The following is a 26,182-nucleotide window of genomic DNA, read 5'->3' on the forward strand; positions in this document are numbered from 1 at the left end:
GCATTTTCAACGCCGTAAGTAAGACCCGAAATCAATATCCCCGGCACTCAAAATCGCCTGCACCCGGTTGTGCACGTTGAGTTTGCGCAGGATTGCCGAGACGTGGGCCTTGACTGTGGTTTCGGCAATTTCCAGGGTGTAGGCGATCTGTTTGTTCGACTCGCCCTTGGTCATGCGTTCGAGCACCAGCAACTGCTTGCGGGTCAAGGCCTGGAGCAGTTCCGGCGGAAAGCTCGGGGCATCGTTCATGCGCCTTGTACCGCATTTTTGCGTGCGGATGATGTCCGGTGGCAAGTAGACATTGCCGTTGAGGATCTGCTGGATGGCCTCGGTCATTTGCACCCGTGGCGAGGATTTGGTGATGAAACCCACCGCGCCATAGGTGATGGCTTGCAGTACGACTTGTTTGTCCTGTTCGGCCGAGACGATCACCACCGGAATGGTCGGCGCCTCGTTGCGCAGGTTGATCAGGCCATTGAGGCCGTGCATGCCGGGCATGTTCAGGTCGAGCAGGATCAGGTCCAGGTCGTCGTGTTCCTGCGTCAGCAGCAGAGCGCTGTCCAGGTCGGCGGTTTCCATCACCTCGCTGCCCGGAAAACCATCGCTGATGACGTTATGAATGGCTTCGCGAAACAGCGGGTGATCGTCGGCAATCAGAATTTTGTACATAGCCTTTCACCTCATTATTTTGATTAGGGTGTGGCAACAACTCGCACACGTAACGGTCAGGGGAAGGGCTCGGGCTGGGCCGGCGTTACGGGCAGGTTGGCGGCCTGCCAGGCGTCCAGGCCGTCGCGATACCAATACAGCGTCTTATAGCCCATGGCGGCGGCGCGCTTCACGGCGTTCCAGCTCAGCCAGCAATCGGCGCGGCAGTAGAATACCAGCGGTTGCGCGAGATCACCTGCGGTCAATGTGTTCAGCTTACGCGCAAAATAGTCCTGCCAGTCGGGCGTCAGGTCACCGTCGCCGGTATTGGCCAGCCAATGGCTGCCGGGAAGGTTTTCGTGGGGCTGGTCCTCGATGAAACGTCCTTGCAACCACTGGCGGCGGTAGACGTCGATCAGCACCGGACGCGGCGTCTGGGTCAGCAGGATTTGCAGGGCCGCGGTATCGATGATGCCGGCGCCCTGTATTTGATTCGGGGTCGGGCTGCGGTACAGACCGATGCGATAGCCGTCGGTGGAGAACAGCGGTGTTTCGGCCTGCGCGACGCCGAGCAACAGGCTCAGCGATAGCGCAGCGAGAGACGGGCGCAGCAGACGACGTCGGGCACGCGGCATGGGGTTCAATCCTTATAGTTATGAACCTATTACATGCCAGTCTCGGTGCGATTGGAATGCGACGATAGACAGGGAAACCGGTACTAAAGTAGTAATTTTCACGCTGTTCAACTCAAATCCCCTGTGGGAGCGAGCTTGCTCGCGATAGCGGTGTGTCAGCCGACATCAATGTTGGGTGTGATGCCCTCATCGCGAGCAAGCTCGCTCCCACAGGGGATTTGTGGTGTTAGTTGGTTTTGCGCAGGGCGGCGTGTTGCGGGTTGAAGGTGAGTACGGCGAGCAGGGCGAATACCAGCGTCAGCCCCACGCACACCGCCAGCGCCAACGGATTGAGGCGTTCATACAAGGCAAACCGCACCAGTTCCACCGCATGGGTGAACGGGTTCAACGCGCACAACCAGTACAGCCACTCGCTGGACTCGCGCATCTTCCACAGCGGATACAGCGCTGATGACAGGAAAAACAGCGGGAAAATCACGAAGTTCATCACCCCGGCAAAGTTCTCCAGCTGACGGATCGCGTTGGACAACAACAAGCCCAGCGCGCTGAGCATCAACGCCACCAGCAGCAACGCCGGTAACGCGATCAACAGCCCCATGGCCGGTGGTTGCACGCCGTACACCCAGGCAATCGCCAGAAAGGCGTACACCTGCAACAGCGAGATCAACGAGGTGGCCAACAATTTGCTGCACAGTAGGAAAGTGCGGGGCAGGGGGCTGGTCAGCAGCACGCGCATGCTGCCCATTTCGCGGTCGTAGACCATCGACAGCGAACCTTGCATGCCGTTGAACAGCAGGATCATGCAGGCCAGCCCGGGGATGATGTAGACCTCGTAGGGAATGTAGGTGTCATAGGGCTCGATGATCGCGATCCCGAGTGCCGCGCGAAAACCGGCGGCGAACACCAGCAGCCACAGCAACGGCCGTACCAGCGCACTGAGAAACCGCGTGCGCTGCAACACAAAACGCAGCCATTCACGCAGCACGATGCCGCTGAAACATTGCCAGTAGGCATTCATTGGGCGGCTCCTGAAGTCGTCAGTCGAGTGAAGGCCGAACCCAGGTCACCACCGTGCTCCAGGCTCAGGGCGTCGGCTTGTCCGCTGGCGACCAGCCGGCCCTGATGCAGGATCAACAAGTCGTCGCTCGGCTGCACTTCATCCAGCAAATGGGTGGTCCAGAGCACGCTGATGTTCTGCTCGCGGCACAGGCTGCGGATGTGTTGATTGAGCGCCAGCCGACTGGCCGGGTCGAGGCCGACGCTGGCCTCGTCGAGCAGCAGCAGGCGCGGCTCATGCAGCAAGGCGCGGGCGATTTCCACCCGGCGACGGTGGCCGCCATTGAGTTCGCGGACCCGTTCGCGACGGCGTTCGGTCAAGGCTTGGCGGGCCAGTTCGGCGTCGACCCGAAGGCCGGTCTGACGTCGCGACATCCCATGCAGCGCGGCGTGATAACGCAGGTTTTGCTCGACACTGAGGTCCAGGTCCAACGTGCTTTGCTGAAACACCACACCTAATTGCTTGAGCGCCGGGCGCGCCGCGTTGCGCAACGAACAGCCGCCGACGCGGATGTCACCGCGCTGCAAATCGTAGAGTCGAGTGAGCAGGGCAATCAGCGTCGATTTGCCCGCGCCGTTCGGCCCCAGCAGTGCCGCGAAACGGCCAGGCGCCAGGCTGAAACTCACCTGACGCAATGCCTCTTTCGCACCATAAGCGAAACTCAGCTCGCTGACTTCCAGTGCGTTCATGGGGTCACCACCACGCCCCACGGATAACGCCCGACCTTGATCGACTTGGTGACCTTGAGGCTGTCGACATCGATCACCGACACGTCGCCGCTGACGCCGTTGGTAGCCAGCAATTGCTTTTGATCCGGGGTAAACGACATCTGCCAGACACGTCGTCCGACCAGCAGGTAATCAAGAATTTCGAAGGTCTTGGCGTCGATCACCGCCACATGATTGGCCGGGCCGAGGGCGACGAAACCGTACTTGCCGTCGGCGCTGAGCTTGATGCCCACCGGCTGGACTTTGTCCGGGTGCACGCCCTTGATCTGGAAGGTCAGGGTCTTGAGGACCTTGCGGGTGGCGACGTCGAGAATGGTCACGGTGCCGCCGATTTCCGCCGAGGCCCAGAGTTTGGAGCCATCCGGCGTGAACTCGACGAAGCGCGGTCGCTGATCCACCAGGGTGCTATCGGCGAGGGTCTGAGTGCTGGTGTCGATCCAGTGCAGCATGTTCGTGGTTTCGCTGGTGTTCACCGCCCACTTGCCGTCGGGGCTGACGGCCATGCCTTCGGGTTCGACGCCGACGTTGATCTGGCTCAGCACCTTGGAGGTTTCGGTGTCGATCACCGTCACCAGCGCATCGTCTTCGTTGGAAACGTACAGCCAGCGATTATTCGGGTGCAGGGCGAATTGTTCAGGGTCCTTGCCCGAGGGCAGTTCCTTGATGATTTTGCGCGTGGCCACGTCCATCACCTGGACCCGGTCCGAGTCGCTGGCGCAGATGTACAGCAGCTTGTTGTCGTGGGACAACAGCAGACCGCGGGGGCGCTGGCCGACGGGCAGGGTGTCGGTGACTTGCAGGGTCTGAAGGTCGATCAGGCTCAGGCTGTTGTCCTTTTCGTTGGAGACCCAGGCGGTGCTGGCAGCGGCGTGCCCGGCGGCAAGCAGCAGGGCGCAAGAGAGCAGGGTGCGGCGCATGGTGGATTCCTTTTTGTTGTAGTTCTTGTGGAAAGTTGGATTAGGGAAAGCGGCAGCTGACCTCAGGCTTGTCGTAGCCGAGGCTGTCCATCTCGTTGAAGGGGTGCAGGAAGCCGTCTTGCGGCGACGTGCTGACCAACGCCCGGGGCTGCACGATGGGAATGGGTTGGCGCAACTGGCCGTTCCACGGCCGATAACTGAGCTTGCGACCCTTGAAACCGTCCAGCGGCAATTGATCGCTGATCTCAAGCGTACGGATCGCCACCGGATCGACCTGGCGCAGTTTGCTCACGGCACTGGCGATGCTGCGCACGGCGATCCAGGCCGCAAAATCGCGGTCATTCATCCAGCGCCCGGTCAGGGCTTCGAAACGTTTCTGCAACTGGGCGGCGCCGTAGGTTTCCACGGTTTTATGCCAGCCCACCGGGGTCAGACCCTGAGTGCCGGCGACCGGCCGTGGGTACCAGGTCTGGTAGGGCACGTATTCGCCGAAATCACCGCGTTCATCCGCCACCAGCACCACGTCGTACTCGGCGGTCTGGGTGAACAGCGGCATGTCGGCCTGGGCGCTGCGGCGCTGATCGTTGTCGAAACTCCAGGTTTTTTCCGCGACCAGTTTCAGGCCGAAGCGTTTGGCGGCGCGGCGCAGGGCGGCGGCATAGGCTTGATCGTCCGGGGTCGGGCCGACGATCAGCAGCGCCCGTTGCCATTTGCGCACCACCAGAAATTGCGCCAGCGCATCGGCGAGCATCGCCCGACTCGGCAGGCTGTGCAGCACGTTCGGCAGGCAGTCGGTGGTGCGCAGGCTGTCGTCGGGGCTGCCGGCGTTGAACAGCAAGCTGTCGGGCAGCACGGCGCTGAGTTGGCGCAGACTGGCGGCTGGTGCGTTGACGACAAACAGGCGCAGACCTTGTTCATGTTGAGCCTTGGCCGCTTCGACCAAGGCATCCGGATTGTCGACGTTGGCGCTGACCAGGTTGTAGCTCTGGTTGAGGAAACGCCCGGTGCTGTTGCTGTCAGTGATCGCCAGTTCGGCGCCCCGCAGCCCGGCATCGACCGGCTCGGGAATGACGTTCGACAGCAACGGGCCCGGGTCGGGGCGATAGCCCAGGTAGCCGATCTGCACCTGCAACGGCACGTCGGCAGCCTGGCTCTGGGTCGCCAGCCCGGCGGCGCAGGCAATCGCCAACAGGTAGATCAGGGCGTAAGGGGCAAGCTGGCGCATAAGGCACTCCATTACAGGTAGCGCCAGCATAGGAACGCTGTGAGGCAGAAGGAAATATGCAGAAAGTACCTGTGAGCCAGTACCAAGGTAGTAACTCGCTCGGGGCGGCGCGGTTTTAGCATGGGCAATAACGGCCATCACTCTGGAGGCGATCGATCATGCGAATTCTCAAAGCGCTGCTTCTGCCGTTGCTGCTGATCCTGACCCTGATCGGCGTCGACAAGCTCCACGGCTCGCGTCCCGTGCCATTGCTGGTCTTGCCCATAACACCGGGGCGCTAGGCGTGTCGGCCCTGTGGCGGATCAACCTCTGGGTCTGCGGATTTTTCGCCCTGGTCACCTTGGCGTGCATGGGGTTGCTGGTGCATCAGGCGCTGGCGGACGTGGAGCGTGAGCTGCAATCCGCCGAAGCGGTGGTCGAGTACCTCAGCGAAACCGCCGAGCGTGACCCCGCCAGCCTGCAACCGCGGCTGACGGGCAGCTTGCGCCATGTACGGGTGCGTTGGCTGGAACGCGGCGAGGAGGCACGGCTGCCGGTACAGGACGGGCTTGATGCCTGGCTCGGGCGTTTGCTATTTGCCGAGGAGCGGCACAGCGTCCGGGTGCTGGATTTGCAGGATGGCCGGCGGGTCCAGATCGCGGTTGACCCGCGGGATGAAATCGACGAAGTCTGGGATTCCCTGCGACAGCTGCTGAGCCTGTGCGGCCTGGCGTTGTTGCTGAGCCTGTTGACCATCCGCTGGGCCGTGCGCCGGGGCATGGGCCTGCTCGATGAATTGCTGCGCGCGTTGCAACAGGTCTCCAGTGGGCAGCTGAATGTTCGATTGCGCGCAGAAGGCGTGCCGGAGGCGCGGCAACTGGCGGTGCACTTCAATCAGATGACTGCTGCGCTGGAGCAGGCTTGTGCCGACAAGACCCAACTGACTCAGACGTTATTGGCGGTGCAGGAGCAGGAACGCACCCATCTGGCGCAGACCCTGCACGACGACCTCGGCCAATACCTGGCGGGCATTCGCGCCCAGGCCTGTCTGTTGCGGCTGGTGGCCGATCAACCCGTGGTGGTGGAACGTACGGTGCGCGAGTTGGAACACAACTGCGAGCATCTGCAACAGGGCTTCCGGGCGCTGGTCCACGACCTCTATCCGGTGGTGTTGCAACACCTGCCGCTGGCCGAAGCCTTCGGTTTGCTGGTGGAGCAATGGCAGGGCCGGCAAGGCATCAATTGCCAGTTACGGGTCAGCGCGCAGTTGCCATCGTTGTCCGTGCCGAACAAAACCCATCTCTATCGCTTGTTACAGGAAGCGTTGACCAACGTCGCCCGGCACGCCGAGGCCAGCCAGGTGCGGGTTCGCCTGCAACATCACGGCGGGCGTCTGCGCTTGCTGATTCGCGATAACGGACGTGGCGCGCAACAGCCGCAACGGCCGGGTGTCGGTTTGTATTCGATGGTTGAACGCGCGCGCAGCCTGGGCGGCGAGTTGCGGATCATCAGTCACCCCGGCGCCGGTTGGGCGCTGACGTTGAGCATGCCTTTGGAGGCGTCATGAATATTCTGTTGGTCGATGACCATGCGGTGGTCCGTCAGGGCTACGCCAGTCTGTTGCGGGCGCTGTTGCCGGCGATGGAGGTGCGTGAAGCGACGACTGGCGAGGAGGCGCTGACGCGGGTACAAGAAGCCGTACCGAATCTGGTGATCATGGATTTTGGTCTACCGGGGATCAGCGGTCTGGAAACCACCCGCCGATTGCGTCAGCGCTTGCCGCAATTGCGCGTGCTGTTTTTCAGCATGCACGATGAACTGCCGTTGGTGCGCCAGGCACTGGACGCAGGGGCTTCGGGCTACCTGACCAAAAGCTCGGCACCCGAAGTGCTGATCGAGGCCGTACAGCGCATCCTCGCTGGTCATGTGTACATCGAACAGCCCCTGGCCATCCAACTGGCGTGCCATCCGCAACAGGACGCCAGTGATCCGCGTTTGCAGAGCATGACCCAGCGCGAGCTGGAGATTTTCGTGATGCTCGCCAAGGGCACTCCGGCGCGGTTGATCGCCGAGCAGCTGAGTATCAGCAGCAAGACCGTCTCCAATCACCTGACCTTGCTCAAGAGCAAATTGCAGGTCACGTCCCACACTGAGCTGGTGCATTTGGGGATTGATATGGGGGTGGTGCGGGTGGCGAACTGACTCAATCCACCGCAGGACCCTGTAGGAGCTGTCGAGTGAAACGAGGCTGCGATCTTTTGATCTTGATCTGCTGCCCTTTTCCCAGAGGCCGAACGTACGCATTGCTTAGGTCTGGCACAGCAACGCAAAGATCAAAAGATCGCAGCCTCGTTTCACTCGACAGCTCCTACAGGGTTATGTGCCAGCCGGTAAGGTGAGTCACTTATCCCAGGTCGTCGGGCAGCCCGTGCAGCCCTCCATATTCGCATCCTGAAAATTCGCATAATGCTGCCGCGCACCGCTGAGGTTCGCCTGTTCCAGGTTGCTTTCCCCAAACTTGGCCTCCTGCAGATTGGCATCACTGAGGTTGGCACCCTTGAGATCCGCCTTACTCAACCAGGTCATCTCCAGATCCGCAGCCCGCAGATTGGCGTTGTGCAATTTCGCCCCGGAGAGGCGGGCGAATTGCAGGTAGGCGCCACTGAGGTTGGCATCCTGGAATTGCGCACCCTGAGCAAACAGGCCCCAACCCTGAATCGCCATCAGCGTTGCCCCTGTGAAGTCGGCCAGGCGCAGGTTGCTTTGTTGCAGGCTGGCGCGGGTCAGGTTGGCGCCTTGTAGTTGGGCCTTTTCCAGGTTGGCGAGGTCGAGTCGGGCGTGGCGCAGGTCGGCATCGCGCAGGTCGGCGCCGCTAAGGTTCATGCTGCGCAAGTCCTGATTGCTCAGGTTGGCGCCCTTGAGGTTAGCGCCGGGGCATTGGCTGTGTTCGGCGAGGGTGCAGCCGTTGATGATTAGCGGGGTGTCTTCGCCGTCGTCGGTGGCAAAAACCGGAAGGGCAGTCAGCAATAGCAATAGAGGCAGGTAATTCATGGCAGGTCCTCGGAGTGTGGAGGGCGGCTGGATACACACAAAATCTGTGGCTAGTGGGTTCCTGTGGCGAGGAGGCTTTTGTGGCGAGGGGGTTTACCCCCGTTCGGCTGCGAAGCAGTCGTTAATCCAGGCAACTCGGTATCCCTGGAAAATGCAGGGGGCCGCTTCGCGACCCAACGGGGGTAAACCCCCTCGCCACAAAAGCCCCATCACCCCAGGAACCCACTCACAACAGGAGGTAAGGCGGATTACTTCTGCGCAGTCTTGTTATCCCAGCTCGGGATCTTGAACACCCAGAACGATCCGCCCTGAGCCACCGGTTTGGTCAGCTCGGCCATGTCGCCGCCCCACAACGGCACCGCGCCGCCATAACCGACGGTCACGCCGACGTACTGCTCGCCATCCTGTTCCCAGGTGATCGGCGGCGAGACGATGCCGCTGCCGGTCTGGAACTTCCACAGCTCCTCGCCAGTTTTCGCGTCGAAGGCCTTGAAGAAACCGTCGCCAGTACCGGTGAACACCAGGTTGCCCTTGGTTGCCAGCACGCCGGCCCAGAGTGGCAGTGCTTCTTTGTGCTCCCAGACCACTTTGCCGGTGGTCGGGTTCATGGCGCGCAGGGTGCCGACGTGATCGTCGTACATGCGCTTGATGCGGAAACCCATGCCCAGATAGGCCGAGCCTTTCTTGTAGTTGACCTCTTCGGTCCAGTATTCCTCCTTCCACTGGTTGCCCGGAATGTAGAACAACCCGGTGTCCTGGCTGTAGGCCATCGGGTTCCAGTTTTTGCCGCCGAGGAACGGAGGCGAGACTTCCACTGACTTGCCCTTGGTCTCACCCGGCAACGGTTTGGCCGGACGCTGACCCGGATTTTCCACTGGTTTGCCGGTCTTGAGGTCGATGTGGCTGGCCCAGCTGATGTTGTCCACGAACGGAAACGCGTTCTGCAATTTGCCGTTGTTGCGATCGACCACGTAGAAGAACCCGTTACGGTCCGCGTGGCCGGTGGCCTTGATCGTTTTGCCGTCCTTGTCCTTGTAGTCGAACAGCACCAGCTCGTTGTTGCCGGAGAAATCCCAGGCATCGTTCGGGGTGTGCTGGTAGAACCATTTCACCTCGCCAGTGCTCGGATCGACGCCGACCTGGCCCGAGGTGTAGAGGCTGTTGTAATCGTGAGGATTGCCGTCCTTGGAAGTGCGGGCCCAGGTATTCCACGGGCCGGGATTGCCGGCGCCGACGATGATGGTGTTGGTTTCTGGATCGAAACTGGCGCTCTGCCAAGGCGCGCCGCCGCCGTGACTCCAGGCTTCGACCTTGCCGGTTTCGGTGGTCGGATCATCCGGCCAGGACGGCGCCTTGACGTCACCGGTCGTGGTGCTGTCCTTGCCGTTCAAGCGGCCCATGTGGCCCTCGACGAAAGGACGCATCCAGACTTCTTCACCGGTGTCCGGATCGCGGGCGAAGAGCTGTCCGACCACGCCAAACTCATCACCGGAGCTGCCGTGAATCAGCAGCACCTTGCCGGTTGTCTTGTCTTTGATCAGCACCGGGGCGCCGGTCATGGTGTAGCCGGCGGCGTGGTCGCCGAACTTCTTGTTCCAGACCACTTTGCCGGTGTTCTTGTCGAGGGCGATCAGCCGCGCATCGAGGGTGCCGAAGTAGATTTTGTCGCCAAAGATCGCAGCACCGCGATTGACCACGTCGCAGCACGGACGAATGTTGTCCGGCAGGCGATGGTTGTAGGTCCACAGGCGCTTGCCGGTCTTGGCGTCCAGGGCAAAGACCCGCGAATAGGAACCGGTGACGTACACCACGCCGTCGCTGACGATGGCCTGGGATTCCTGGCCACGCTGCTTTTCATCGCCGAACGAGTAGGACCAGGCCGGGGTCAGCTTGAATACGTTTTTGTCGTTGACCTGGGCCAACGGGCTCCAGCGTTGCGCGTTCGTGCCCATGCCGTATTGCAGCACGTCCTTGGTGGTCAGGTGATCGTTGGCTATATCTTCCCAACTGACGTTGCGGGTGGGAGTGGTCGGTGCCGTCGCGCCGTAGCTGACAGCACTCAGGGACAGGCTGCCCACCAGCAGAAAAGCCTGCACGGCGATAGACAGAGGGGAAAGGGCGGGTAGCGATCTTATTGTCATGGTTGCAGTTCCCAGTGGAGGTTTTGGCCTGCACAGAGTGGTGCGCCCGGCGGGTTGGCGGATACGGAAAAAGTCCCGCTGTTGCCGGGAATACTTCCCGTACGGCACCTGATTTAGGTGTGCGCCACAAGCCCTACTACCAAGGAACTAGACGGCGGCCACCAAAGCAGCATGGGGCTTGCGCGAAGCCCTTCCTAAGATGGGTGCCATAGCCTCTGCCAAGAGGTTTTGCGTGCAATCAAGAGGGCATAACAATGACAACAAAACGCAACGCCTTACTCGTTGCCGGTCTGCTGGCCGGCTTTATCAGTGCAGGTTCTGTCTGGGCCCATGGCAACGTGGTGCCGCAAGCGGTGGAAACCCCGGGCCTGACCCCAATCAAGGACGCCGGCGTGCCGGTGGATGCCGATGGCTGGGCGGCGGTGAACCCCTATCGCACCTCGCCGCAACACGATAAAGCGGTGGAAATCGGCTCTTCGGCCTACAACCAGAACTGCGCGGCCTGCCATGGCCTGGAAGCCAAATCCGGCGGCATCGCCCCCGATTTGCGCATGCTCGATGTCGCTGATGCCGGAGATGAATGGTTCGTCGAACGCGTGCGCCACGGTGCCGTGCGTGACGGCCGGGTCTATATGCCGAAGATGGCCGACTACCTGAGCCAGGAAGCCTTGTGGGCGGTACGCACCTATCTGGACAGCGTTCACGTCGAGGAGTAACCCATGCGCCTGCTCACTGTGTTGATCAGCGCTGTGTTGCTCTGCTGCCAGGCCGTGCAGGCGCAGGTCCGTACCTATGACGAAATGATCGCCGCCGGGGAGCTGAAAGTGGCGGTCTACAAGGACTTCGCCCCCTACAGTTTTGAAGACGCCGGCCAGGCCCGTGGCGTTGATGTCGAACTCGCCGAGGCATTGGCCAAGGCCCTCGGCGTGCGCCTGACGTTGATGTGGGCGCCCGCCGGCGAGAAGCTCGATGACGACCTGCGCGATTACATCTGGCGTGCCAGTCAGTTGCACGATCTGCAACTGGCCGACCTGATGATGCGCGTGCCGTACGACCGCGATTACGCGCAGAAACGCAATGAACTGGGTGAGCTGGAAAACGGCCATGTGGTGATGTTCGGGCCATACCAGAACGAACAATGGCAGGTCGCCTATGACCGCCGTCGGCTGGACAAGGTCGGTAGCGTCGCCGTGTTCGAGCATCACCCGATCGGCGTCGAAGTCGACAGCGTGCCGTCGTTCTACCTGACCTCGGTATTCAACGGCATGCTTGCCGGCAAAACCCATCACTATCCCGGCGTACCCCAGGCATTTGCCGCCATGAAGGCCGGTGAAGTCGATGCGGTCATGGCCATGCGCGGCGAAATCGACTGGCAAGTGCATGAAGCGGCTGATCCGCAAGTGGCGCTGGCGGAAAACGCCTACCCGAACATGGGCAAGCAGCTGTGGGAGATCGGCATGGCGGTGCACGAAAGCAACCGTCAACTGGCCTATGCCGTGGAAGAGGCATTGGAAACCTTGATCCGCGAGGGTTCGGTCAAAACGATTTATGGCCATTACGGTCTGCGCTATGACGTGCCCGAGATGTATCAATAGTGAACTGGCGAGCGGGTTGTCTGTTGGCCTGTTGGTTACCCATCGCCGCGCACGCCGTGGACATCGACCCGGGCAAAGACCCGGTGCCCTCGGTGATGTGGGCCTTCTATCACAAGCAAATGCTCGGCGATGCGCCGTTCGTGTTCGACGAGCGGGTCAAACTGCTGGCGCCGCCGTTTGCCGAAGACGCCCGGCAGGTGCCGCTGGAAATCGATGCGCGAGCGTTCAAGGGCGAAGTGGTGAAAATCCTCGCCTGGGCCGAACTCAACCCCTTGCCAAAAATTGTCGATTTCCAGCCGTTGGACCGCGTGCTGCCGTGGCTGTCGATCCGCATCCGTATCGAACAGGCCACGCCGTTGCGCGCGGCGGTACTGACCCGCGATGGGGTCTGGCATGTCGGCTCGACCCTGATCGATGCGGCCGGCGGTGGTTGCACGGCGCCGAGTGTGGCGCGCACTCAGCCGGGCTGGGAAGACCACATCGGCGAAGTGCTGGGCGGTCGTTATCCCCGTGGCGAATTCAGCCGCGTGCGCTTGCAGGTGGCGCACCCGATGGACAACGGCATGGTCAGCGGCATTCCGGAATTCTTCATCAACCATGCCGAACTGCGGGATCAGAACGATCAGCTGCTGGCCCGTCTGGAGCTGTTTCCCGCCGTCAGCGAAAACCCCAACCTGACCTTCGACATCGAAGGGGCAGGGCAGACGCGCCTGATGCTGCGCGACAACAGCGGCAATCAATTCGATGCGGCCATACCCTGACCCAAAGGAGCGCGTGATGCGCTGGATGCTGCTGTTGTTGATAAGCCTGAGCCTGCCGGCCCTGGCCGACCTCGAATACTCAATCAAGCCCCGACAGATCGCCGAGGACACCTGGCTGCTGGAAGGCAGCACCGACAATTTTGCCAAGGCCAATGGCGGCAACATCGTCAACACCGCGTTCATCGTCACCGAGCAGGGTGTGGTGGTGATCGACACCGGGCCCTCGAAACGCTACGGCGAAGCGATGCGCAAGGCGATTGCCTCGATCACCGACAAACCGGTGATCGAGGTGCTGCTGACCCATCATCATCCTGATCATGTGCTCGGCAACCAGGCCTTTAGTGACGTGCCGATTGGTGCGTTGGCCGGTACCACCGAGCTGTTGCATCAGCAGGGCGATGCGATGGCCGAGAACATGTATCGACTGGTGGGTGACTGGATGCGCGGCACTGAAGTGGTGTTGCCGACCGAGGCGCTGACGCCCGGCGTGCGAAGTTTTGGGGATCACGATCTACGTCTGCTGGGCCTGGGTGGTCACACTGGCGCGGATCTGGCTATTCTCGACCAGAAAACCGGCGTGTTGTTTGCCGGGGATCTGGTGTTTTACCAACGGGCGCTGACCACGCCCAACAGTCCGGGGCTGGCGGTGTGGCTGGCGGACATTGCGACCCTTCAAGGCTTGCCGTGGACGCTGATCGTCCCCGGCCATGGGCCGGTGGCCAGTGATCAACTGCCCTTCGAGCAAATGCGTGACTACCTGACCTGGCTCGACCAGTTGATGCGCGATGGCGCCGCCAATGGAAGTGATATGGCCGAGATGATCCGCAGTCCCATGCCTGAGCGTTTCGCCGGGATCACTCTGAGTCGTTACGAGTTGATCCGCAGCGTCAGCCATCTGTATCCGCGTTACGAGCGCGCACAAATGACCCGCGTCGATTCCGCCGCGGGAAGATGAGCACAGATCCCCTGTGGGAGCGAGCTTGCTCGCGATGAGGCCCTCACATTCAACATATGTCACCTGACCCACCGCCATCGCGAGCAAGCTCGCTCCCACAGGGGGCAGTGGCGATCAACGAATTCGGTGGTCACCTCATCCGACCCGGTACTAAGGAACTAGCAATCTCAGCACTGCGGGCAATTGTTCCAAGGGCGGCGGCGCCCAAGAATCTGCACCAGACCGGGAAAATTTCCCGGGTATAACAAAAACTGCAGAGGTAGCCGTCATGACCCAACCCGCACGTCGCCAACCCTTCGTCTTGAGTGTGCTGCTCAGTGCCATGCTGTTGTCTGGCTCGGCATTGGCCGGCGTCACTGACCAAGACATCCTCCAGGACCCCAAGAACCCGGAGCAGATCGTCACCAACGGTCTGGGCGTCCAGGGTCAACGCTACAGTCCGCTGGATACGCTCAACGTCAACAACGTGAAGGACTTGCGGCCGGTCTGGGCATTCTCCTTCGGGGGTGAAAAACAACGCGGTCAGCAAGCGCAGCCGATGATCAAGGACGGTGTGATGTACATGACCGGTTCCTACTCGCGAGTGTTTGCGGTGGATGCACGTACCGGCAAGAAGCTCTGGCAATACGATGCGCGCCTGCCCGATGACATCCGTCCGTGCTGCGACGTGATCAACCGTGGTGTCGCGCTGTACGGCGACCTGGTGTTTTTCGGCACCCTCGATGCCAAGCTTGTGGCCTTGAACAAAGACACCGGCAAGGTCGTCTGGAGCAAGAAAGTCGCTGACCACAAGGAAGGTTATTCCATCAGTGCCGCGCCGTTGGTGATCAACGGCAAACTGATCACCGGTGTCGCCGGCGGCGAGTTCGGGGTGGTTGGCAAAATCGAAGCCTACGACCCGAAAAACGGTAACTTGTTGTGGACCCGTCCCACCGTTGAAGGCCACATGGGCTTCGTCTACAAGGACGGCAAAGCGGTAGAGAACGGCATCTCCGGCGGTGAAGCCGGCAAGACCTGGCCCGGCGATCTCTGGAAAACCGGCGGCGCCGCCCCTTGGCTTGGCGGTTACTACGATCCGGAAACCAATCTGCTGCTGTTCGGCACCGGCAACCCGGCGCCGTGGAACTCGCACCTGCGTCCTGGCGACAACCTCTATTCGTCTTCGCGCCTGGCGCTCAATCCGGACGACGGCACCATCAAATGGCACTTCCAGAGCACGCCTCACGACGGCTGGGACTATGACGGCGTAAACGAGCTGGTCTCGTTCAACTACACCGAAGGTGGCAAAGAGATCAAAGCCGCCGCGACCGCTGACCGTAACGGCTTTTTCTACGTGCTGGATCGCACCAACGGCAAGTTCATTCGCGGCTTCCCGTTCGTGGACAAAATCACCTGGGCCACCGGCCTGGATAAAGAGGGCCGGCCGATCTACAACGACGCCAGCCGCCCAGGCGCGCCAGGCACCGAAGCCAAAGGCAGTTCGGTGTTCGTAGCCCCAGCGTTCCTCGGCGCGAAAAACTGGATGCCGATGGCCTACAACAAGGACACCGGACTGTTCTATGTGCCGTCTAACGAATGGGGCATGGACATCTGGAACGAAGGCATCGCCTACAAGAAAGGCGCGGCGTTCCTGGGTGCCGGTTTCACCATCAAGCCATTGAATGAAGACTACATCGGCGTGTTGCGTGCCATCGACCCGAAAACCGGCAAGGAAGTGTGGCGCCACAAGAACTACGCGCCGCTGTGGGGCGGCGTGCTGACCACCAAGGGCAACCTGGTGTTCACCGGTACGCCGGAAGGTTTCCTGCAGGCGTTCAATGCCAAGACCGGCGAGAAAGTTTGGGAATTCCAGACCGGCTCCGGTGTACTCGGCTCGCCTGTGACCTGGGAAATGGACGGCGAACAGTACGTCTCGGTCCTCTCCGGTTGGGGCGGTGCTGTTCCGCTGTGGGGTGGCGAAGTGGCCAAGCGCATCAAGGACTTCAACCAGGGCGGCATGCTCTGGACGTTCAAGCTGCCGAAAGAGCTGGTCGCCAAGCATTAACTCAAAATCCACCGCATAACCCTGTGGGAGTGAGCCTGCTCGCGATAGCGGTCTGACAGTTAACATCATTGTTGAATGTACTGGCCCCATCGCGAGCAGGCCCGCTCCCACAGGGAGATTTGCCACAGGTAGATGTGGGCAAATCTACTACCAAATAACGAGAGTCCTCCTGCCAACGGCGCATTCGTCTGACGCGCAGGGCTCTCTACTATTGGTTCATCGCCTGTTTACCCGACAGGCATCGACCCAGACAGAGGCCCACCATGATCTACGCACAACCTGGTACACCTGGCGCCGTCGTTACGTTTAAACCGCGCTACGGCAATTTCATCGGCGGCGAGTTCGTCGCCCCGGTCAATGGTGAGTACTTCACCAACTCTTCGCCGGTCACCGGTGAAGTCATCGCCGAATTCCCTCGTTCCAGCGCCGCTGACATCGAAAAAGCCCTCGACGCAGCGCATGCCGCGGCTGACGCCTGGGGCAAGACCTCGGCGCAGGACCGCTCGCTGGTGCTGCTGAAAATCGCCGACCGCATCGAGCAGAACCTGGAAATCCTCGCCGTCACCGAAACCTGGGACAACGGCAAAGCCGTGCGCGAAACCCTCAACGCCGACGTGCCGCTGGCCGCCGACCATTTCCGTTACTTCGCTGGTTGCATCCGCGCTCAAGAGGGCGGTGCTGCCGAGATCAACGAACTGACCACCGCCTATCACTTCCACGAGCCATTGGGCGTGGTCGGACAGATCATTCCGTGGAACTTCCCGCTGCTGATGGCCGCCTGGAAACTCGCCCCGGCCCTCGCTGCCGGCAACTGCGTGGTACTCAAACCCGCCGAGCAGACGCCGCTGTCGATCATGGTCTTCGCTGAGCTGATCGCCGATTTGCTGCCACCCGGCGTGCTGAACATCGTTCAGGGTTTCGGTCGCGAAGCCGGTGAGGCGCTGGCCACCAGCAAGCGCATCGCCAAGATCGCCTTCACCGGTTCCACCCCGATTGGCGCGCACATCATGAAATGCGCGGCCGAGAACATCATTCCAAGCACCGTTGAACTGGGCGGCAAGTCGCCGAACATTTTTTTCGAAGACATCATGCAAGCCGAGCCGCAGTTCATCGAGAAGGCCGCCGAAGGTTTGGTGCTGGCGTTCTTCAACCAGGGCGAAGTCTGCACCTGTCCATCGCGAGCGCTGGTGCAGGAGTCGATCTACGACGACTTCATGAAAGTGGTGATGAAGAAGATCGTCAAAATCAAGCGCGGCAACCCGCTGGACACCGAAACCATGGTCGGCGCCCAGGCGTCCGAGCAGCAATACGACAAGATCCTCTCGTACCTGAAAATTGCCCAGGAAGAGGGCGCCGAGTTGCTCACCGGCGGCGCGGCCGAGCGTCTTGAAGGCGACTTGTCGACGGGTTATTACATCCAGCCGACCCTGCTCAAGGGCCACAACAAAATGCGCGTGTTCCAGGAAGAAATCTTCGGCCCGGTGGTGGGTATCACCACCTTCAAGGACGAAGCCGAAGCCCTGGCGATTGCCAACGACAGCGAGTTCGGCCTCGGCGCCGGGCTGTGGACCCGCGACATCAACCGCGCCTACCGCATGGGTCGGGCGATCAAGGCCGGGCGTGTCTGGACCAACTGCTATCACCTGTACCCGGCACACGCCGCGTTCGGTGGCTACAAGAAATCCGGTGTCGGCCGTGAAAACCACAAGATGATGCTCGACCACTATCAGCAGACCAAAAACCTGCTGGTGAGCTACGACATCAATCCGATGGGGTTCTTCTAACCTCCGCAAGCACACGGAAGAACCTGTGGGAGCGAGCCTTTGTGGCGAGGGGGCTTGCCCCCGTTGGACTGCGCAGCTGTCCCATTTTTTGGGGCCGCTCCGCGACCCAACGGGGGCAAGCCCCCTCGCCACAAAGGCTCGCTCCCACATTGGTTTTGGGTGTGCTGAAAATCTGGCGACACCCCCTACCAATGCACGCCGCCACCTCGTTCGAAAGTAGCATTCGGGTGCCTGGCGCCCCGTGCATTAATGGCTTTACCGGAATCGTCCGGCACAAGAAGAGGATTGACCCATGTGGACTAAACCCGCGTTTACCGATCTGCGCATTGGCTTCGAAGTGACGATGTATTTCGCCAACCGCTGATTGTTCACCCGGCCAGCCGATGCGTTGGCCGGGCCTGCCTTCTGGAGCATTGCCCATGCACATTCGCGTTCTCGGATCCGCCGCTGGCGGTGGTTTTCCGCAATGGAATTGCAACTGCCGCCAGTGCGCTGCGATGCGCAATGGCAGCCTGCGGGCCCAACGGCGCACCCAGTCCTCGATTGCCCTGAGCGACAACGGTGTGGATTGGGTGCTGTGCAATGCTTCACCGGACATTCGCGCGCAACTCGAGAGTTTCGTGCCGCTGCAACCGGCGCGCCGGGTACGTGATACCGCGATTGCCGGCGTCGTCCTGCTGGACAGCCAGATCGACCATTGCACCGGCCTGTTGAGCCTTCGCGAAGGTTGCCCGCATTCGGTCTGGTGCACCGAACGGGTTCATGAAGACCTGAGCAGTGGTTTCCCGTTGTTCACCATGCTCAAACACTGGAACGGCGGGTTGCAGTGGCAACCGGTCGGGCTCGACCGCGAGCCCTTCAGCATCCCGGCTTGCGCGCACCTGCGATTTCGCGCGATCCCCTTGGTCAGCAACGCACCGCCGTACTCGCCCAATCGCGGCAATCCGCAGCCGGGCGACACCATCGGCTTGTTTATCGAAGACCGCCGCAGCGGCGCTTCGCTGTTCTACGCGCCGGGCCTGGGACAGGTCGACGACGAGGTTCTGAGCTGGATGCAGCGTGCCGATTGCCTGTTGCTGGACGGCACCTTGTGGCGCGACGACGAGATGCGAGTCTGCGAAGTCGGCCAGAACCTGGGCAGTGAAATGGGTCACCTGTCGCAAAGCGGCCCTGGCGGCCTGCTCGAGATCCTTGAAGGCTTCACCCGCCAGCGCAAGGTGCTGATCCACATCAACAACACCAACCCGATCCTCGATGAAGACTCGGCCGAGCGGGCGTTGCTGGAGCGGCGCGGGATTGAAGTGGCCTATGACGGCATGAGTATTGAGTTGTAGCGGATGCCCCCTTCGCGAGCAGGCTCGCTCCCACAGTTGATCGGTGTGAACACAGATTTTGTGTACACCACAATCCCAATGTGGGAGCGAGCCTGCTCGCGAAGGGGCCAGACTAGACACCGCAGAATCGAACGGTTATTCCCCGGAGAACCGCAATGACCAACACTGCAATGACCCCCACCGAATTCGAAGCGGCCCTGCGCGCCAAAGGCGCCTACTACCACATCCACCATCCATTCCACCAAGCCATGTATGCCGGGCGCGCAACCCGCGAGCAGATTCAAGGCTGGGTCGCCAATCGCTTCTACTACCAGGTCAACATCCCCCTGAAGGACGCCGCGATTCTCGCCAACTGCCCGGACCGCGACGTGCGCCGGGAATGGCTGCAACGGATACTCGATCACGACGGGGCACCCGGCAGCGAAGGCGGGATCGAAGCCTGGCTGCGTCTGGGCGAAGCGGTGGGGCTGGATCGCGAGCAAATCCTCTCGCAGGAATTGGTGCTGCCCGGTGTCCGTTTCGCCGTGGACGCCTACGTCAATTTCGCCCGTCGCGCCTGTTGGCAGGAAGCCGCCAGCAGTTCGCTGACCGAGCTGTTTGCGCCACAGATCCACCAATCCCGGCTCGATGCCTGGCCGGCCCATTACCCGTGGATCGACGCCGGAGGTTACGACTATTTCCGTACTCGCCTGAGTCAGGCACGACGGGATGTCGAGCATGGCTTGCGCATCACCCTGGCGCACTACGTCACGGTCGAAGGCCAGCAACGCATGCTGGAAATCCTCCAGTTCAAGCTCGACGTGCTGTGGAGCATGCTTGACGCCATGAGCATGGCCTACGAGCTGGAGCGCCCGCCGTATCACACCGTCACAACCGAGAACGTCTGGCACCGGGGGATCGCCCTGTGAGCCCGTTCAACCGCGAGCAATCACCGTCGCTGCGCCGGGGTTTTCGCCTGCAATGGGAACCCCGTCAGGACTGTCACGTGCTGCTGTACCCCGAAGGCATGATCAAACTTAACGACAGTGCCGGGCAGATCCTCGATCTGGTGGACGGCCGGCGCAGCGTCGCGGCGATCATTGAACTGCTGTCCACGAGTTTCCCCGGCGTACCGGGGATCGACGAAGATGTGCTGGCGTTTCTGGAGGTGGCCCATGCTCAATTCTGGATCGAGTGACTCGCGCCCGGGGCCACCGCTGTGGCTGTTGGCGGAGTTGACCTATCGTTGCCCGCTGCAATGCCCGTATTGCTCCAACCCGCTGGACTTTGCCCAATCAGGCGAAGAGTTGAGCACCGAAGAATGGATCCGGGTGTTCCGCGAAGCCCGGGAGATGGGCGCCGCGCAGCTGGGTTTTTCCGGCGGTGAACCGTTGGTTCGCCCGGACCTGGCCGAACTGATCAAGGCCGCCCGGGACATGGGTTACTACACCAACCTGATCACCTCGGGCATCGGCCTGACCGAGCAGAAAGTGCGCGATTTCAAGGTCGCGGGGCTGGACCATATCCAGATCAGCTTCCAGGCCGCCGACGAAGCGGTGAACAACATGCTCGCCGGTTCGCGCAAGGCCTTCGCCCAGAAACTCGCGATGGCCCGTGCGGTGAAGGCCCAGGGCTACCCGATGGTGCTGAACTTCGTCACCCATCGGCACAACATCGACCAGATCGCGCAGATCATCGACTTGTGCCTGGAGCTGGAAGCAGATTTCGTCGAATTGGCGACGTGCCAGTTCTACGGCTGGGCCGAGCTCAACCGCGTCGGCCTGTTACCCACGCGCGAACAATTGCAGCGTGCCGAGCGCATCACCAACGAGTATCGCGAGCGTCTTGAAGCGCAGGGCCACCCGTGCAAGCTGATCTTCGTCACCCCGGATTACTACGAAGAACGCCCCAAGACCTGCATGAACGGCTGGGCCAATCTGTTTCTCGACATCACCCCCGACGGCACCGCGTTGCCTTGCCACAGCGCTCGACAGTTGCCGGTGCAGTTTCCCAATGTGCGCGAGCACAGTATCGAGCACATCTGGACTGATTCTTTCGGTTTCAATCGCTTTCGTGGCGATGACTGGATGAAAGAGCCGTGCCGCTCCTGCGATGAAAAGCACAAGGATCTGGGCGGCTGCCGCTGCCAGACATTCATGCTGACCGGCGACGCCGCCAACGCGGACCCGGTGTGCAGCAAATCCCCGCACCACGGTGTGATTCTCAAGGCTCGCGAGGAAGCCGACGCACCGGGGCTAGGCATGGAACACCTGACGTTGCGTAACGAGAAGGCTTCGCGATTGATCTATCGCGGATAAATCGGGCGACACAAATCCCCTGTGGGAGCGGGCTTGCTCGCGAAAGCGGTGGGTCAGTCGACATCAATGTTGAATGTAATGCCACCTTCGCGAGCAAGCCCGCTCCCACAGGGGATCTCCGGTGAGTTCAGAGTCTGAGTACACCAGCCTGCTACCCATTGGTCTGATTGCATTCACAGCCGGATGCTTTAGTGTGGACGTTACCTTCCAAAACAATAAAAACAGGCTTTCCAATGAGCCAGAGTCTCAGCCAGCTGCGTAAATTCGTTTCGCCTGAAATCATCTTTGGTGCCGGCTGCCGGCACAACGTCGGCAATTGCGCCAAAACCTTTGGTGCCCGCAAGGTGCTGCTGGTCAGCGATCCCGGGGTGATTGCTGCCGGTTGGGTCGCCGATGTCGAGGCCAGTCTGCAAGCCCAGGGCATCGAGTACTTCCTGTACAGCGCGGTCTCGCCCAATCCTCGGGTCGAAGAAGTGATGCTCGGCGCCGATCTGTACCGGGAAAATCATTGCGATGTAATCGTTGCCGTCGGTGGCGGTAGCCCGATGGATTGCGGCAAAGGCATCGGCATTGTCGTCGCCCATGGGCGCAGCATCCTTGAATTCGAAGGCGTGGACACCATCCGTGTCCCGAGCCCGCCGCTGATCCTGATTCCGACCACCGCCGGGACCTCGGCCGATGTCTCGCAGTTCGTGATCATTTCCAACCAGCAAGAACGCATGAAGTTTTCCATCGTCAGTAAGGCGGTGGTCCCGGACGTGTCCCTGATCGACCCGGAAACCACGTTGAGCATGGACCCGTTCCTGTCGGCCTGTACCGGCATCGATGCGTTGGTGCATGCCATCGAAGCGTTTGTTTCCACCGGTCACGGACCGTTGACCGACCCCCATGCGCTGGAGGCGATGCGCCTGATCAACGGCAACCTGGTGCAGATGATCGCCAACCCGAACGACATCGCCCTGCGCGAGAAAATCATGCTCGGCAGCATGCAGGCCGGTCTGGCGTTCTCCAACGCGATCCTTGGCGCGGTGCATGCCATGTCTCACAGCCTCGGTGGCTTTCTCGACTTGCCTCATGGGCTGTGCAACGCGGTGCTGGTGGAACACGTGGTGGCGTTCAACTACAGCTCGGCGCCCGAGCGCTTCAAGGTGATCGCCGAGACCTTTGGCATCGATTGCCGGGGCCTCAATCACCGGCAGATTTGCGGGCGTCTGGTCGAACATCTGATCGCTCTGAAACACGCCATCGGCTTCCACGAAACCCTCGGATTGCACGGGGTCAGCACTGCGGACATTCCGTTCCTGTCGCAACACGCCATGCACGACCCGTGCATCCTGACCAACCCGCGCGAGTCCAGTCAGCGTGATGTCGAGGTCGTCTATGGCGAAGCCCTCTGACGAACAGCAACGGGCACTGGCGGGGTTACTGGGATTAGGCCGCCACTCGGCGCGCAAGAGTCATTACCCGGAACTGGCCGCGCGCCTCGACGAGCTGGAAGCCGAGCGCAATCGCTATAAATGGCTGTTCGAAAACGCGGTCCACGGGATCTTTCAGGCCAGCCTCCTGGAAGGCATGCGTGCCGCCAACCCGGCACTGGCGCGGATGCTCGGTTACGACAGTCCCCAGGAGGTGCTGTTTTCCTTGGCGGATCTGGCGAGCAACCTGTTTATCGGTGGTGCACAGGAGCTGGAGAATATCGGCGAAATCCTCAGGCACCAGGGCAGCCTGCACGGCTATGAAACCCAATTGCGGCGCAAGGACGGCAGCAGCCTCGACGTGCTGATGAACCTGTTGCTCAAGCCCGATCAGGAAGGGCTGGTGGAAGGGTTTGTCGCCGACATCACCGAACGCAAACTCGCCCAGCAGCGCCTGCAGCAACTCAACGACGAACTGGAGCAGCGGGTCAACGCGCGCACCGACGAGCTGCTGGATGCCAACCGCAACCTGCAACAGCAGATCACCCAGCGTAAACAGATCGCCCAAGCCTTGCGCGATGCCCGAGACGCCGCCGAGGCCGCCAATCGCAGCAAGGACAAATACCTAGCAGCCGCCAGTCATGACCTGCTGCAACCGCTCAATGCCGCGCGTTTGCTGATCTCGACACTGCGCGAACGCAAGCTGCCCGACGTCGAACAGGTGCTGGTTGAGCGTACGCATCAGGCGCTGGAAGGGGCGGAGGATTTGCTCACCGATTTGCTGGATATTTCACGGCTCGATCAGGCGGCGGTCAAACCGGACATTGCGCTGTACCGCCTCGACGAATTGCTCGCGCCGCTGGTGTCGGAGTTCCAGTCAGTGGCCCAAGCTGAAGGGTTGAACCTGCGGGTGCACATGGGCGATTACGCCATCAGCACCGACTTGCGCCTGATGACGCGGATTCTGCGCAACTTCCTCAGCAACGCCTGCCGCTACACCGACGAGGGCAGCATCCTGCTGGGTGCCAGACGCCGGGGTGAAATGCTGCGCCTGGAAGTCTGGGACACCGGGCGCGGGATCGCGGCGGACCGACTGGATTCGATCTTCCTCGAGTTCAACCAACTGGACGTCGGCCGCGCCGCCGACCGCAAGGGTGTGGGCCTGGGGCTGGCCATCGTTGAGCGCATCGCCAAGATCCTCGGCTATAAGGTCGGGGTTCATTCGATACCGGGGCGCGGTTCGATGTTCAGCATCGACGTGCCGATTTCCCATGAGGTTCCGTTGCCGATCAGCCTGGCGGCACCACAACCCGGCGCCGGCAATCCATTGCCGGGCCGGCGTTTGCTGGTGCTGGACAACGAAGTGAGCATCCTCGAAAGCATGAGCGCGCTGCTCGGGCAGTGGGGCTGCGAGGTGGTCACGGCCACTGATGAATTCTCCGCACTGGCAGCCCTGGAGGGGCGACCACCGGAACTGATTCTGGCGGACTACCACCTCGATCACGGGGTGGTGGGCTGTGATGTGGTCAGGCATTTGCGCGAGCATTACCACCAGGTGATTCCGGCGGTCATCATCACTGCAGACCGCACGGATCAATGTCGGCGCTCATTGCAGCGACTCGACGCACCGCTGCTGAACAAACCGGTGAAACCCGGCAAGTTGCGCGCGGTGTTGAGTCAGTTGCTGGGGTAGCGATAGTGCAGGCTGAAACCGAGCTCGGCTGACTCGCCTTGCTCAAGCAAACGCAACCCCGGTCGACCGGGCAGGTGATGCGCGTTGACCGGGTGGCTCACTGGTTCGATACAGAAAAAATCCAGGCCCACCGGGCAGTAGAGCAGGAAGTAGTCGCTGCCGGTGGCCCGGCATTCCAGCTCATAGCCCAACGCTGGCTGGCGGATCAGGCAGTGGCCGTCCCATTCGCAGAAGCCGTTGTCGACCAATGTGTCGGGCAGCGCCTTGAGCGACTGGAAATCCCATTCGGCTGGCAATGCACTGAGGTGTGTCGGCAGTTTTGTCCCGTCACACAACCAGACGTGCCGGGCTTGCGCCTGCAACTGGGTGCCCGTGGTACGCGGAAAGTAGGGATGCAAACCGAGCCCATGCCAGGCAGGGCTTTGGGCCAGATGGGTGACCTTAAGATCAATGCTCAGCTTGCCTTCGCTCAGATGGAATCGTTGCCGGGCGCGATAGGCGAAAGGCGTGGTGCTGTCGAGTTGCAGGACGACTTCATCGCGCGTCTGCGAAACCACCTGCCACGGCTGTTGCCAGGCGCTGCCGTGAATCGGCAGGGGATCGGTGAGGCTGTTGGGTGTCAGGGCCAGCCAGCCCTCGGGGCATTCAAAGCCGCCTTCGGCAATGCGGTTTGACCACGGTGCCAAGGGAAAGCAGCCGAGCTTGCCGGGCAGACCGGTGTTCAGCGCGTGGGCATCGCTGTGGCGCAACAGCGGCAGACCCGTGCCGCGCACGCTCCAGTTGACGATGCTGCCACCGAGTTGCGGGGCGAGGGTGAGGTGGGTCAGTTCGTCTTCGAGTTCGAGGAGTGTCATGGATTTTCGTCTTGCGTTGAAAGGTTGAAAAGATCGCAGCCTTCGGCAGCTCCTACATTCGGACGGCGTACGCCCTGTAGGAGCTGCCGAAGGCTGCGATCTTTTAAGGGGGCACAACACCTGATGCGAAGGCGATCAAAAACCCTTGAACAACGGCTCCGGCAAACCTTTCACCCCGGGATTGAGGGCGAACACACCGCCGGCCAGTGACTGTTCGTCATAGTCGTCGCCGGGGCGGATCGAGGTCACGAACAGGGTGTCCAGGCGACTGCCACCGAAAGCGCACATGCTCGGTTTTTTTACCGGTACGGCGAGGGAACGGTCCAGTCGGCCGTCGGGCGTGAAACGGTGAATCAGCCCGGCGTCATTGGCGCAGATCCAGTAGCAGCCTTCAGCATCGACCGCTGCGCCGTCGGGACGACCAGGGAACTGATGCATGTCGACGAACAGCCGCCGGTTGGACGGCGTGCCGCTGTCGGTGTCGTAATCAAACGCCCAGACTTGCTGGACCAGAGGATGAGAGTCAGACAAGTACATCGTTCGCCCATCGGGGCTGAAACCCAAACCGTTGGGCACGATAAACCCGCTGAGTTGCGCCTCGAGTGGCCCGCGTTGCTCGGCGCTGTAGCGATACAGCGTGCCTTCGGCAGCGTTGGCGCCCATGTTGAGCACCATGCTGCCGGCCCAGAAACGCCCCTGACGATCGCAGCGACCATCGTTCAGGCGCATATCGGTGCGCGCGTGTTCGACCGGCGCCAGGAGGTTGCTGTCGAGGCTGCCATCGTTATGCGGGTGCAGATGAAAGAACCCGCTTTCCATCCCGGCAACCCAGCCGCCGTTGCTGTGACGTGCAATGCAGGCGAGCATTTCCGGCGCCGTCCAGGCATGGACATGGCCGGTTTCGGCGCTCCAGCGCTGGAGTCCACCGGCAGGAATATCCACCCAATACAGGGCGTTTTCCTCGGGGACCCAGACCGGGCATTCCCCGACCGCGTTACGGGCATCGACGATCAATTCGGCTTGCATGACAACTCATTCCCTCGGGTTTTTGTTGTTGGGATCAAGTGAG

At 61.3% G+C, this 26,182-nt stretch carries 26 protein-coding genes; 16 read left to right on the forward strand and 10 right to left on the reverse strand.

All coding sequences use genetic code 11. From position 1 onward, the window contains the following. Window positions 1–6: 6 nt before the first annotated feature. From ACA059_RS14190 to ACA059_RS14215, 6 genes are all read right to left on the reverse strand, one after another. Window positions 7–669: a response regulator transcription factor gene (locus ACA059_RS14190; RefSeq protein ID WP_282479029.1), complete on the reverse strand. Its 663-nt coding sequence runs from the start codon at window positions 667–669 to the stop codon at window positions 7–9. A gap of 56 nt (window positions 670–725) precedes the next feature. Beyond that, on the reverse strand, window positions 726–1,283 hold the full coding sequence (locus tag ACA059_RS14195; protein WP_497634408.1) for a PQQ-dependent catabolism-associated CXXCW motif protein: 558 nt from the start codon (window positions 1,281–1,283) through the stop codon (window positions 726–728). Between the two features lie 226 nt (window positions 1,284–1,509). Next, the gene (locus ACA059_RS14200) at window positions 1,510–2,301 is read right to left on the reverse strand and encodes an ABC transporter permease (protein ID WP_497634409.1); all 792 of its coding nucleotides are present in this window, start codon (window positions 2,299–2,301) and stop codon (window positions 1,510–1,512) included. Then, window positions 2,298–3,029 carry an ABC transporter ATP-binding protein gene (locus ACA059_RS14205; protein WP_033054523.1) on the reverse strand — a complete coding sequence of 244 codons (732 nt, stop codon included), beginning with the start codon at window positions 3,027–3,029 and terminating at the stop codon, window positions 2,298–2,300. Before ACA059_RS14205 ends, ACA059_RS14200 begins: the two co-directional genes overlap by 4 nt. Next, window positions 3,026–3,985 (reverse strand): YVTN family beta-propeller repeat protein, encoded by a 960-nt coding sequence (locus ACA059_RS14210; protein WP_497634410.1) that lies wholly within the window; start codon window positions 3,983–3,985, stop codon window positions 3,026–3,028. The genes ACA059_RS14205 and ACA059_RS14210 overlap by 4 nt, the downstream gene beginning before the upstream one ends. A 40-nt stretch (window positions 3,986–4,025) precedes the next feature. Next, a complete protein-coding gene (locus ACA059_RS14215) occupies window positions 4,026–5,210 on the reverse strand; it encodes an ABC transporter substrate-binding protein (RefSeq protein ID WP_497634411.1) in 1,185 nt (394 codons plus the stop codon). 158 nt (window positions 5,211–5,368) lie between these two features. Between ACA059_RS14215 and ACA059_RS14220 the strand changes: the two genes are divergently transcribed. Genes ACA059_RS14220 through ACA059_RS14230 form a run of 3 tightly spaced genes read left to right on the forward strand, consistent with a single transcriptional unit; the run spans window position 5,369 to window position 7,391 of the window. Next, a complete protein-coding gene (locus ACA059_RS14220) occupies window positions 5,369–5,491 on the forward strand; it encodes a hypothetical protein (RefSeq protein WP_497634412.1) in 123 nt (40 codons plus the stop codon). 2 nt (window positions 5,492–5,493) lie between these two features. Beyond that, entirely contained in the window at window positions 5,494–6,756 is a 1,263-nt protein-coding gene (locus tag ACA059_RS14225; RefSeq protein WP_497634413.1) for a HAMP domain-containing sensor histidine kinase, read from the forward strand. After that, on the forward strand, window positions 6,753–7,391 hold the full coding sequence (locus ACA059_RS14230) for a response regulator transcription factor (protein WP_497634414.1): 639 nt from the start codon (window positions 6,753–6,755) through the stop codon (window positions 7,389–7,391). Before ACA059_RS14225 ends, ACA059_RS14230 begins: the two co-directional genes overlap by 4 nt. 198 nt (window positions 7,392–7,589) lie before the next feature. Here ACA059_RS14230 and ACA059_RS14235 read toward each other — a convergent pair whose 3' ends face one another. Both ACA059_RS14235 and exaA read right to left on the reverse strand, forming a co-directional pair. Continuing rightward, window positions 7,590–8,240 carry a pentapeptide repeat-containing protein gene (locus ACA059_RS14235; RefSeq protein ID WP_497634415.1) on the reverse strand — a complete coding sequence of 217 codons (651 nt, stop codon included), beginning with the start codon at window positions 8,238–8,240 and terminating at the stop codon, window positions 7,590–7,592. A gap of 248 nt (window positions 8,241–8,488) precedes the next feature. Then, window positions 8,489–10,381 (reverse strand): quinoprotein ethanol dehydrogenase, encoded by a 1,893-nt coding sequence (gene exaA / locus ACA059_RS14240; RefSeq protein ID WP_497634416.1) that lies wholly within the window; start codon window positions 10,379–10,381, stop codon window positions 8,489–8,491. A 254-nt stretch (window positions 10,382–10,635) separates the two neighbouring features. Here exaA and pedF point away from each other — a divergent pair, with 254 nt between their 5' ends. The 13 genes from pedF (at window position 10,636) to ACA059_RS14305 (ending at window position 24,259) form a co-directional block, all read left to right on the forward strand. Further along, window positions 10,636–11,097 carry a cytochrome c-550 PedF gene (gene pedF, locus ACA059_RS14245; protein WP_497634417.1) on the forward strand — a complete coding sequence of 154 codons (462 nt, stop codon included), beginning with the start codon at window positions 10,636–10,638 and terminating at the stop codon, window positions 11,095–11,097. 3 nt (window positions 11,098–11,100) lie between these two features. Continuing rightward, a complete protein-coding gene (locus ACA059_RS14250; protein ID WP_497634418.1) occupies window positions 11,101–11,976 on the forward strand; it encodes a substrate-binding periplasmic protein in 876 nt (291 codons plus the stop codon). Beyond that, window positions 11,976–12,737 (forward strand): quinoprotein dehydrogenase-associated SoxYZ-like carrier, encoded by a 762-nt coding sequence (locus ACA059_RS14255; RefSeq protein ID WP_497634419.1) that lies wholly within the window; start codon window positions 11,976–11,978, stop codon window positions 12,735–12,737. The genes ACA059_RS14250 and ACA059_RS14255 overlap by 1 nt, the downstream gene beginning before the upstream one ends. Window positions 12,738–12,753: 16 nt before the next feature. Beyond that, window positions 12,754–13,692, forward strand: coding sequence for a quinoprotein relay system zinc metallohydrolase 1 (locus ACA059_RS14260; RefSeq protein WP_497634420.1), 939 nt, complete (start codon window positions 12,754–12,756; stop codon window positions 13,690–13,692). Window positions 13,693–13,960: 268 nt separating this feature from the next. Continuing rightward, window positions 13,961–15,736: a PQQ-dependent methanol/ethanol family dehydrogenase gene (locus ACA059_RS14265; RefSeq protein ID WP_497634421.1), complete on the forward strand. Its 1,776-nt coding sequence runs from the start codon at window positions 13,961–13,963 to the stop codon at window positions 15,734–15,736. 263 nt (window positions 15,737–15,999) lie between these two features. Continuing rightward, window positions 16,000–17,520: an acetaldehyde dehydrogenase ExaC gene (exaC, locus tag ACA059_RS14270; RefSeq protein ID WP_095128184.1), complete on the forward strand. Its 1,521-nt coding sequence runs from the start codon at window positions 16,000–16,002 to the stop codon at window positions 17,518–17,520. A 292-nt stretch (window positions 17,521–17,812) separates the two neighbouring features. After that, on the forward strand, window positions 17,813–17,884 hold the full coding sequence (gene pqqA, locus ACA059_RS14275; protein WP_003253598.1) for a pyrroloquinoline quinone precursor peptide PqqA: 72 nt from the start codon (window positions 17,813–17,815) through the stop codon (window positions 17,882–17,884). A 55-nt stretch (window positions 17,885–17,939) separates the two neighbouring features. Then, window positions 17,940–18,854, forward strand: coding sequence for a pyrroloquinoline quinone biosynthesis protein PqqB (gene pqqB, locus ACA059_RS14280; RefSeq protein ID WP_497634422.1), 915 nt, complete (start codon window positions 17,940–17,942; stop codon window positions 18,852–18,854). Window positions 18,855–19,009: 155 nt separating this feature from the next. After that, window positions 19,010–19,762 carry a pyrroloquinoline-quinone synthase PqqC gene (pqqC, locus tag ACA059_RS14285; protein ID WP_497634423.1) on the forward strand — a complete coding sequence of 251 codons (753 nt, stop codon included), beginning with the start codon at window positions 19,010–19,012 and terminating at the stop codon, window positions 19,760–19,762. Continuing rightward, on the forward strand, window positions 19,759–20,031 hold the full coding sequence (gene pqqD, locus ACA059_RS14290) for a pyrroloquinoline quinone biosynthesis peptide chaperone PqqD (protein ID WP_497634424.1): 273 nt from the start codon (window positions 19,759–19,761) through the stop codon (window positions 20,029–20,031). The genes pqqC and pqqD overlap by 4 nt, the downstream gene beginning before the upstream one ends. Then, a complete protein-coding gene (pqqE, locus tag ACA059_RS14295) occupies window positions 20,009–21,151 on the forward strand; it encodes a pyrroloquinoline quinone biosynthesis protein PqqE (protein WP_497634425.1) in 1,143 nt (380 codons plus the stop codon). Before pqqD ends, pqqE begins: the two co-directional genes overlap by 23 nt. Before the next feature lie 233 nt (window positions 21,152–21,384). Next, window positions 21,385–22,548 (forward strand): alcohol dehydrogenase-like regulatory protein ErcA, encoded by a 1,164-nt coding sequence (gene ercA / locus ACA059_RS14300; protein ID WP_283184275.1) that lies wholly within the window; start codon window positions 21,385–21,387, stop codon window positions 22,546–22,548. Further along, window positions 22,532–24,259, forward strand: a complete 1,728-nt coding sequence (locus ACA059_RS14305) for a hybrid sensor histidine kinase/response regulator (protein WP_497634426.1) — start codon at window positions 22,532–22,534, stop codon at window positions 24,257–24,259. Before ercA ends, ACA059_RS14305 begins: the two co-directional genes overlap by 17 nt. On the opposite strand, the gene ACA059_RS14310 is transcribed toward ACA059_RS14305, so the two are convergent. Both ACA059_RS14310 and ACA059_RS14315 read right to left on the reverse strand, forming a co-directional pair. Further along, window positions 24,244–25,113: an aldose 1-epimerase gene (locus tag ACA059_RS14310; RefSeq protein ID WP_497634427.1), complete on the reverse strand. Its 870-nt coding sequence runs from the start codon at window positions 25,111–25,113 to the stop codon at window positions 24,244–24,246. The two genes, ACA059_RS14305 and ACA059_RS14310, sit on opposite strands and share 16 nt — an antisense overlap. A gap of 135 nt (window positions 25,114–25,248) precedes the next feature. Next, entirely contained in the window at window positions 25,249–26,139 is an 891-nt protein-coding gene (locus tag ACA059_RS14315) for an SMP-30/gluconolactonase/LRE family protein (RefSeq protein WP_497634428.1), read from the reverse strand. Window positions 26,140–26,182: the final 43 nt, after the last annotated feature.

Source organism: Pseudomonas sp. LBUM1647, from assembly GCF_059716175.1.

Excerpts from the sequence above, each read along its gene's own strand:
- ACA059_RS14230 (WP_497634414.1), top strand. The coding sequence starts at position 6,753 with ATGAATATTCTGTTGGTCGATGACCATGCGGTGGTCCGTCAGGGCTAC.
- exaC (WP_095128184.1), top strand. The coding sequence starts at position 16,000 with ATGATCTACGCACAACCTGGTACACCTGGCGCCGTCGTTACGTTTAAA.
- ACA059_RS14220 (WP_497634412.1), top strand. The coding sequence starts at position 5,369 with ATGCGAATTCTCAAAGCGCTGCTTCTGCCGTTGCTGCTGATCCTGACC.
- ACA059_RS14195 (WP_497634408.1), bottom strand. The coding sequence starts at position 1,283 with ATGCCGCGTGCCCGACGTCGTCTGCTGCGCCCGTCTCTCGCTGCGCTA.
- ACA059_RS14210 (WP_497634410.1), bottom strand. The coding sequence starts at position 3,985 with ATGCGCCGCACCCTGCTCTCTTGCGCCCTGCTGCTTGCCGCCGGGCAC.
- ACA059_RS14260 (WP_497634420.1), top strand. The coding sequence starts at position 12,754 with ATGCGCTGGATGCTGCTGTTGTTGATAAGCCTGAGCCTGCCGGCCCTG.
- ACA059_RS14205 (WP_033054523.1), bottom strand. The coding sequence starts at position 3,029 with ATGAACGCACTGGAAGTCAGCGAGCTGAGTTTCGCTTATGGTGCGAAA.
- pedF (WP_497634417.1), top strand. The coding sequence starts at position 10,636 with ATGACAACAAAACGCAACGCCTTACTCGTTGCCGGTCTGCTGGCCGGC.
- ACA059_RS14315 (WP_497634428.1), bottom strand. The coding sequence starts at position 26,139 with ATGCAAGCCGAATTGATCGTCGATGCCCGTAACGCGGTCGGGGAATGC.
- pqqE (WP_497634425.1), top strand. The coding sequence starts at position 20,009 with ATGCTCAATTCTGGATCGAGTGACTCGCGCCCGGGGCCACCGCTGTGG.
- ACA059_RS14235 (WP_497634415.1), bottom strand. The coding sequence starts at position 8,240 with ATGAATTACCTGCCTCTATTGCTATTGCTGACTGCCCTTCCGGTTTTT.
- ACA059_RS14265 (WP_497634421.1), top strand. The coding sequence starts at position 13,961 with ATGACCCAACCCGCACGTCGCCAACCCTTCGTCTTGAGTGTGCTGCTC.
- ACA059_RS14215 (WP_497634411.1), bottom strand. The coding sequence starts at position 5,210 with ATGCGCCAGCTTGCCCCTTACGCCCTGATCTACCTGTTGGCGATTGCC.
- pqqC (WP_497634423.1), top strand. The coding sequence starts at position 19,010 with ATGACCAACACTGCAATGACCCCCACCGAATTCGAAGCGGCCCTGCGC.
- ACA059_RS14200 (WP_497634409.1), bottom strand. The coding sequence starts at position 2,301 with ATGAATGCCTACTGGCAATGTTTCAGCGGCATCGTGCTGCGTGAATGG.
- ercA (WP_283184275.1), top strand. The coding sequence starts at position 21,385 with ATGAGCCAGAGTCTCAGCCAGCTGCGTAAATTCGTTTCGCCTGAAATC.
- ACA059_RS14250 (WP_497634418.1), top strand. The coding sequence starts at position 11,101 with ATGCGCCTGCTCACTGTGTTGATCAGCGCTGTGTTGCTCTGCTGCCAG.
- ACA059_RS14310 (WP_497634427.1), bottom strand. The coding sequence starts at position 25,113 with ATGACACTCCTCGAACTCGAAGACGAACTGACCCACCTCACCCTCGCC.
- pqqB (WP_497634422.1), top strand. The coding sequence starts at position 17,940 with ATGCACATTCGCGTTCTCGGATCCGCCGCTGGCGGTGGTTTTCCGCAA.
- exaA (WP_497634416.1), bottom strand. The coding sequence starts at position 10,381 with ATGACAATAAGATCGCTACCCGCCCTTTCCCCTCTGTCTATCGCCGTG.
- ACA059_RS14190 (WP_282479029.1), bottom strand. The coding sequence starts at position 669 with ATGTACAAAATTCTGATTGCCGACGATCACCCGCTGTTTCGCGAAGCC.
- ACA059_RS14305 (WP_497634426.1), top strand. The coding sequence starts at position 22,532 with ATGGCGAAGCCCTCTGACGAACAGCAACGGGCACTGGCGGGGTTACTG.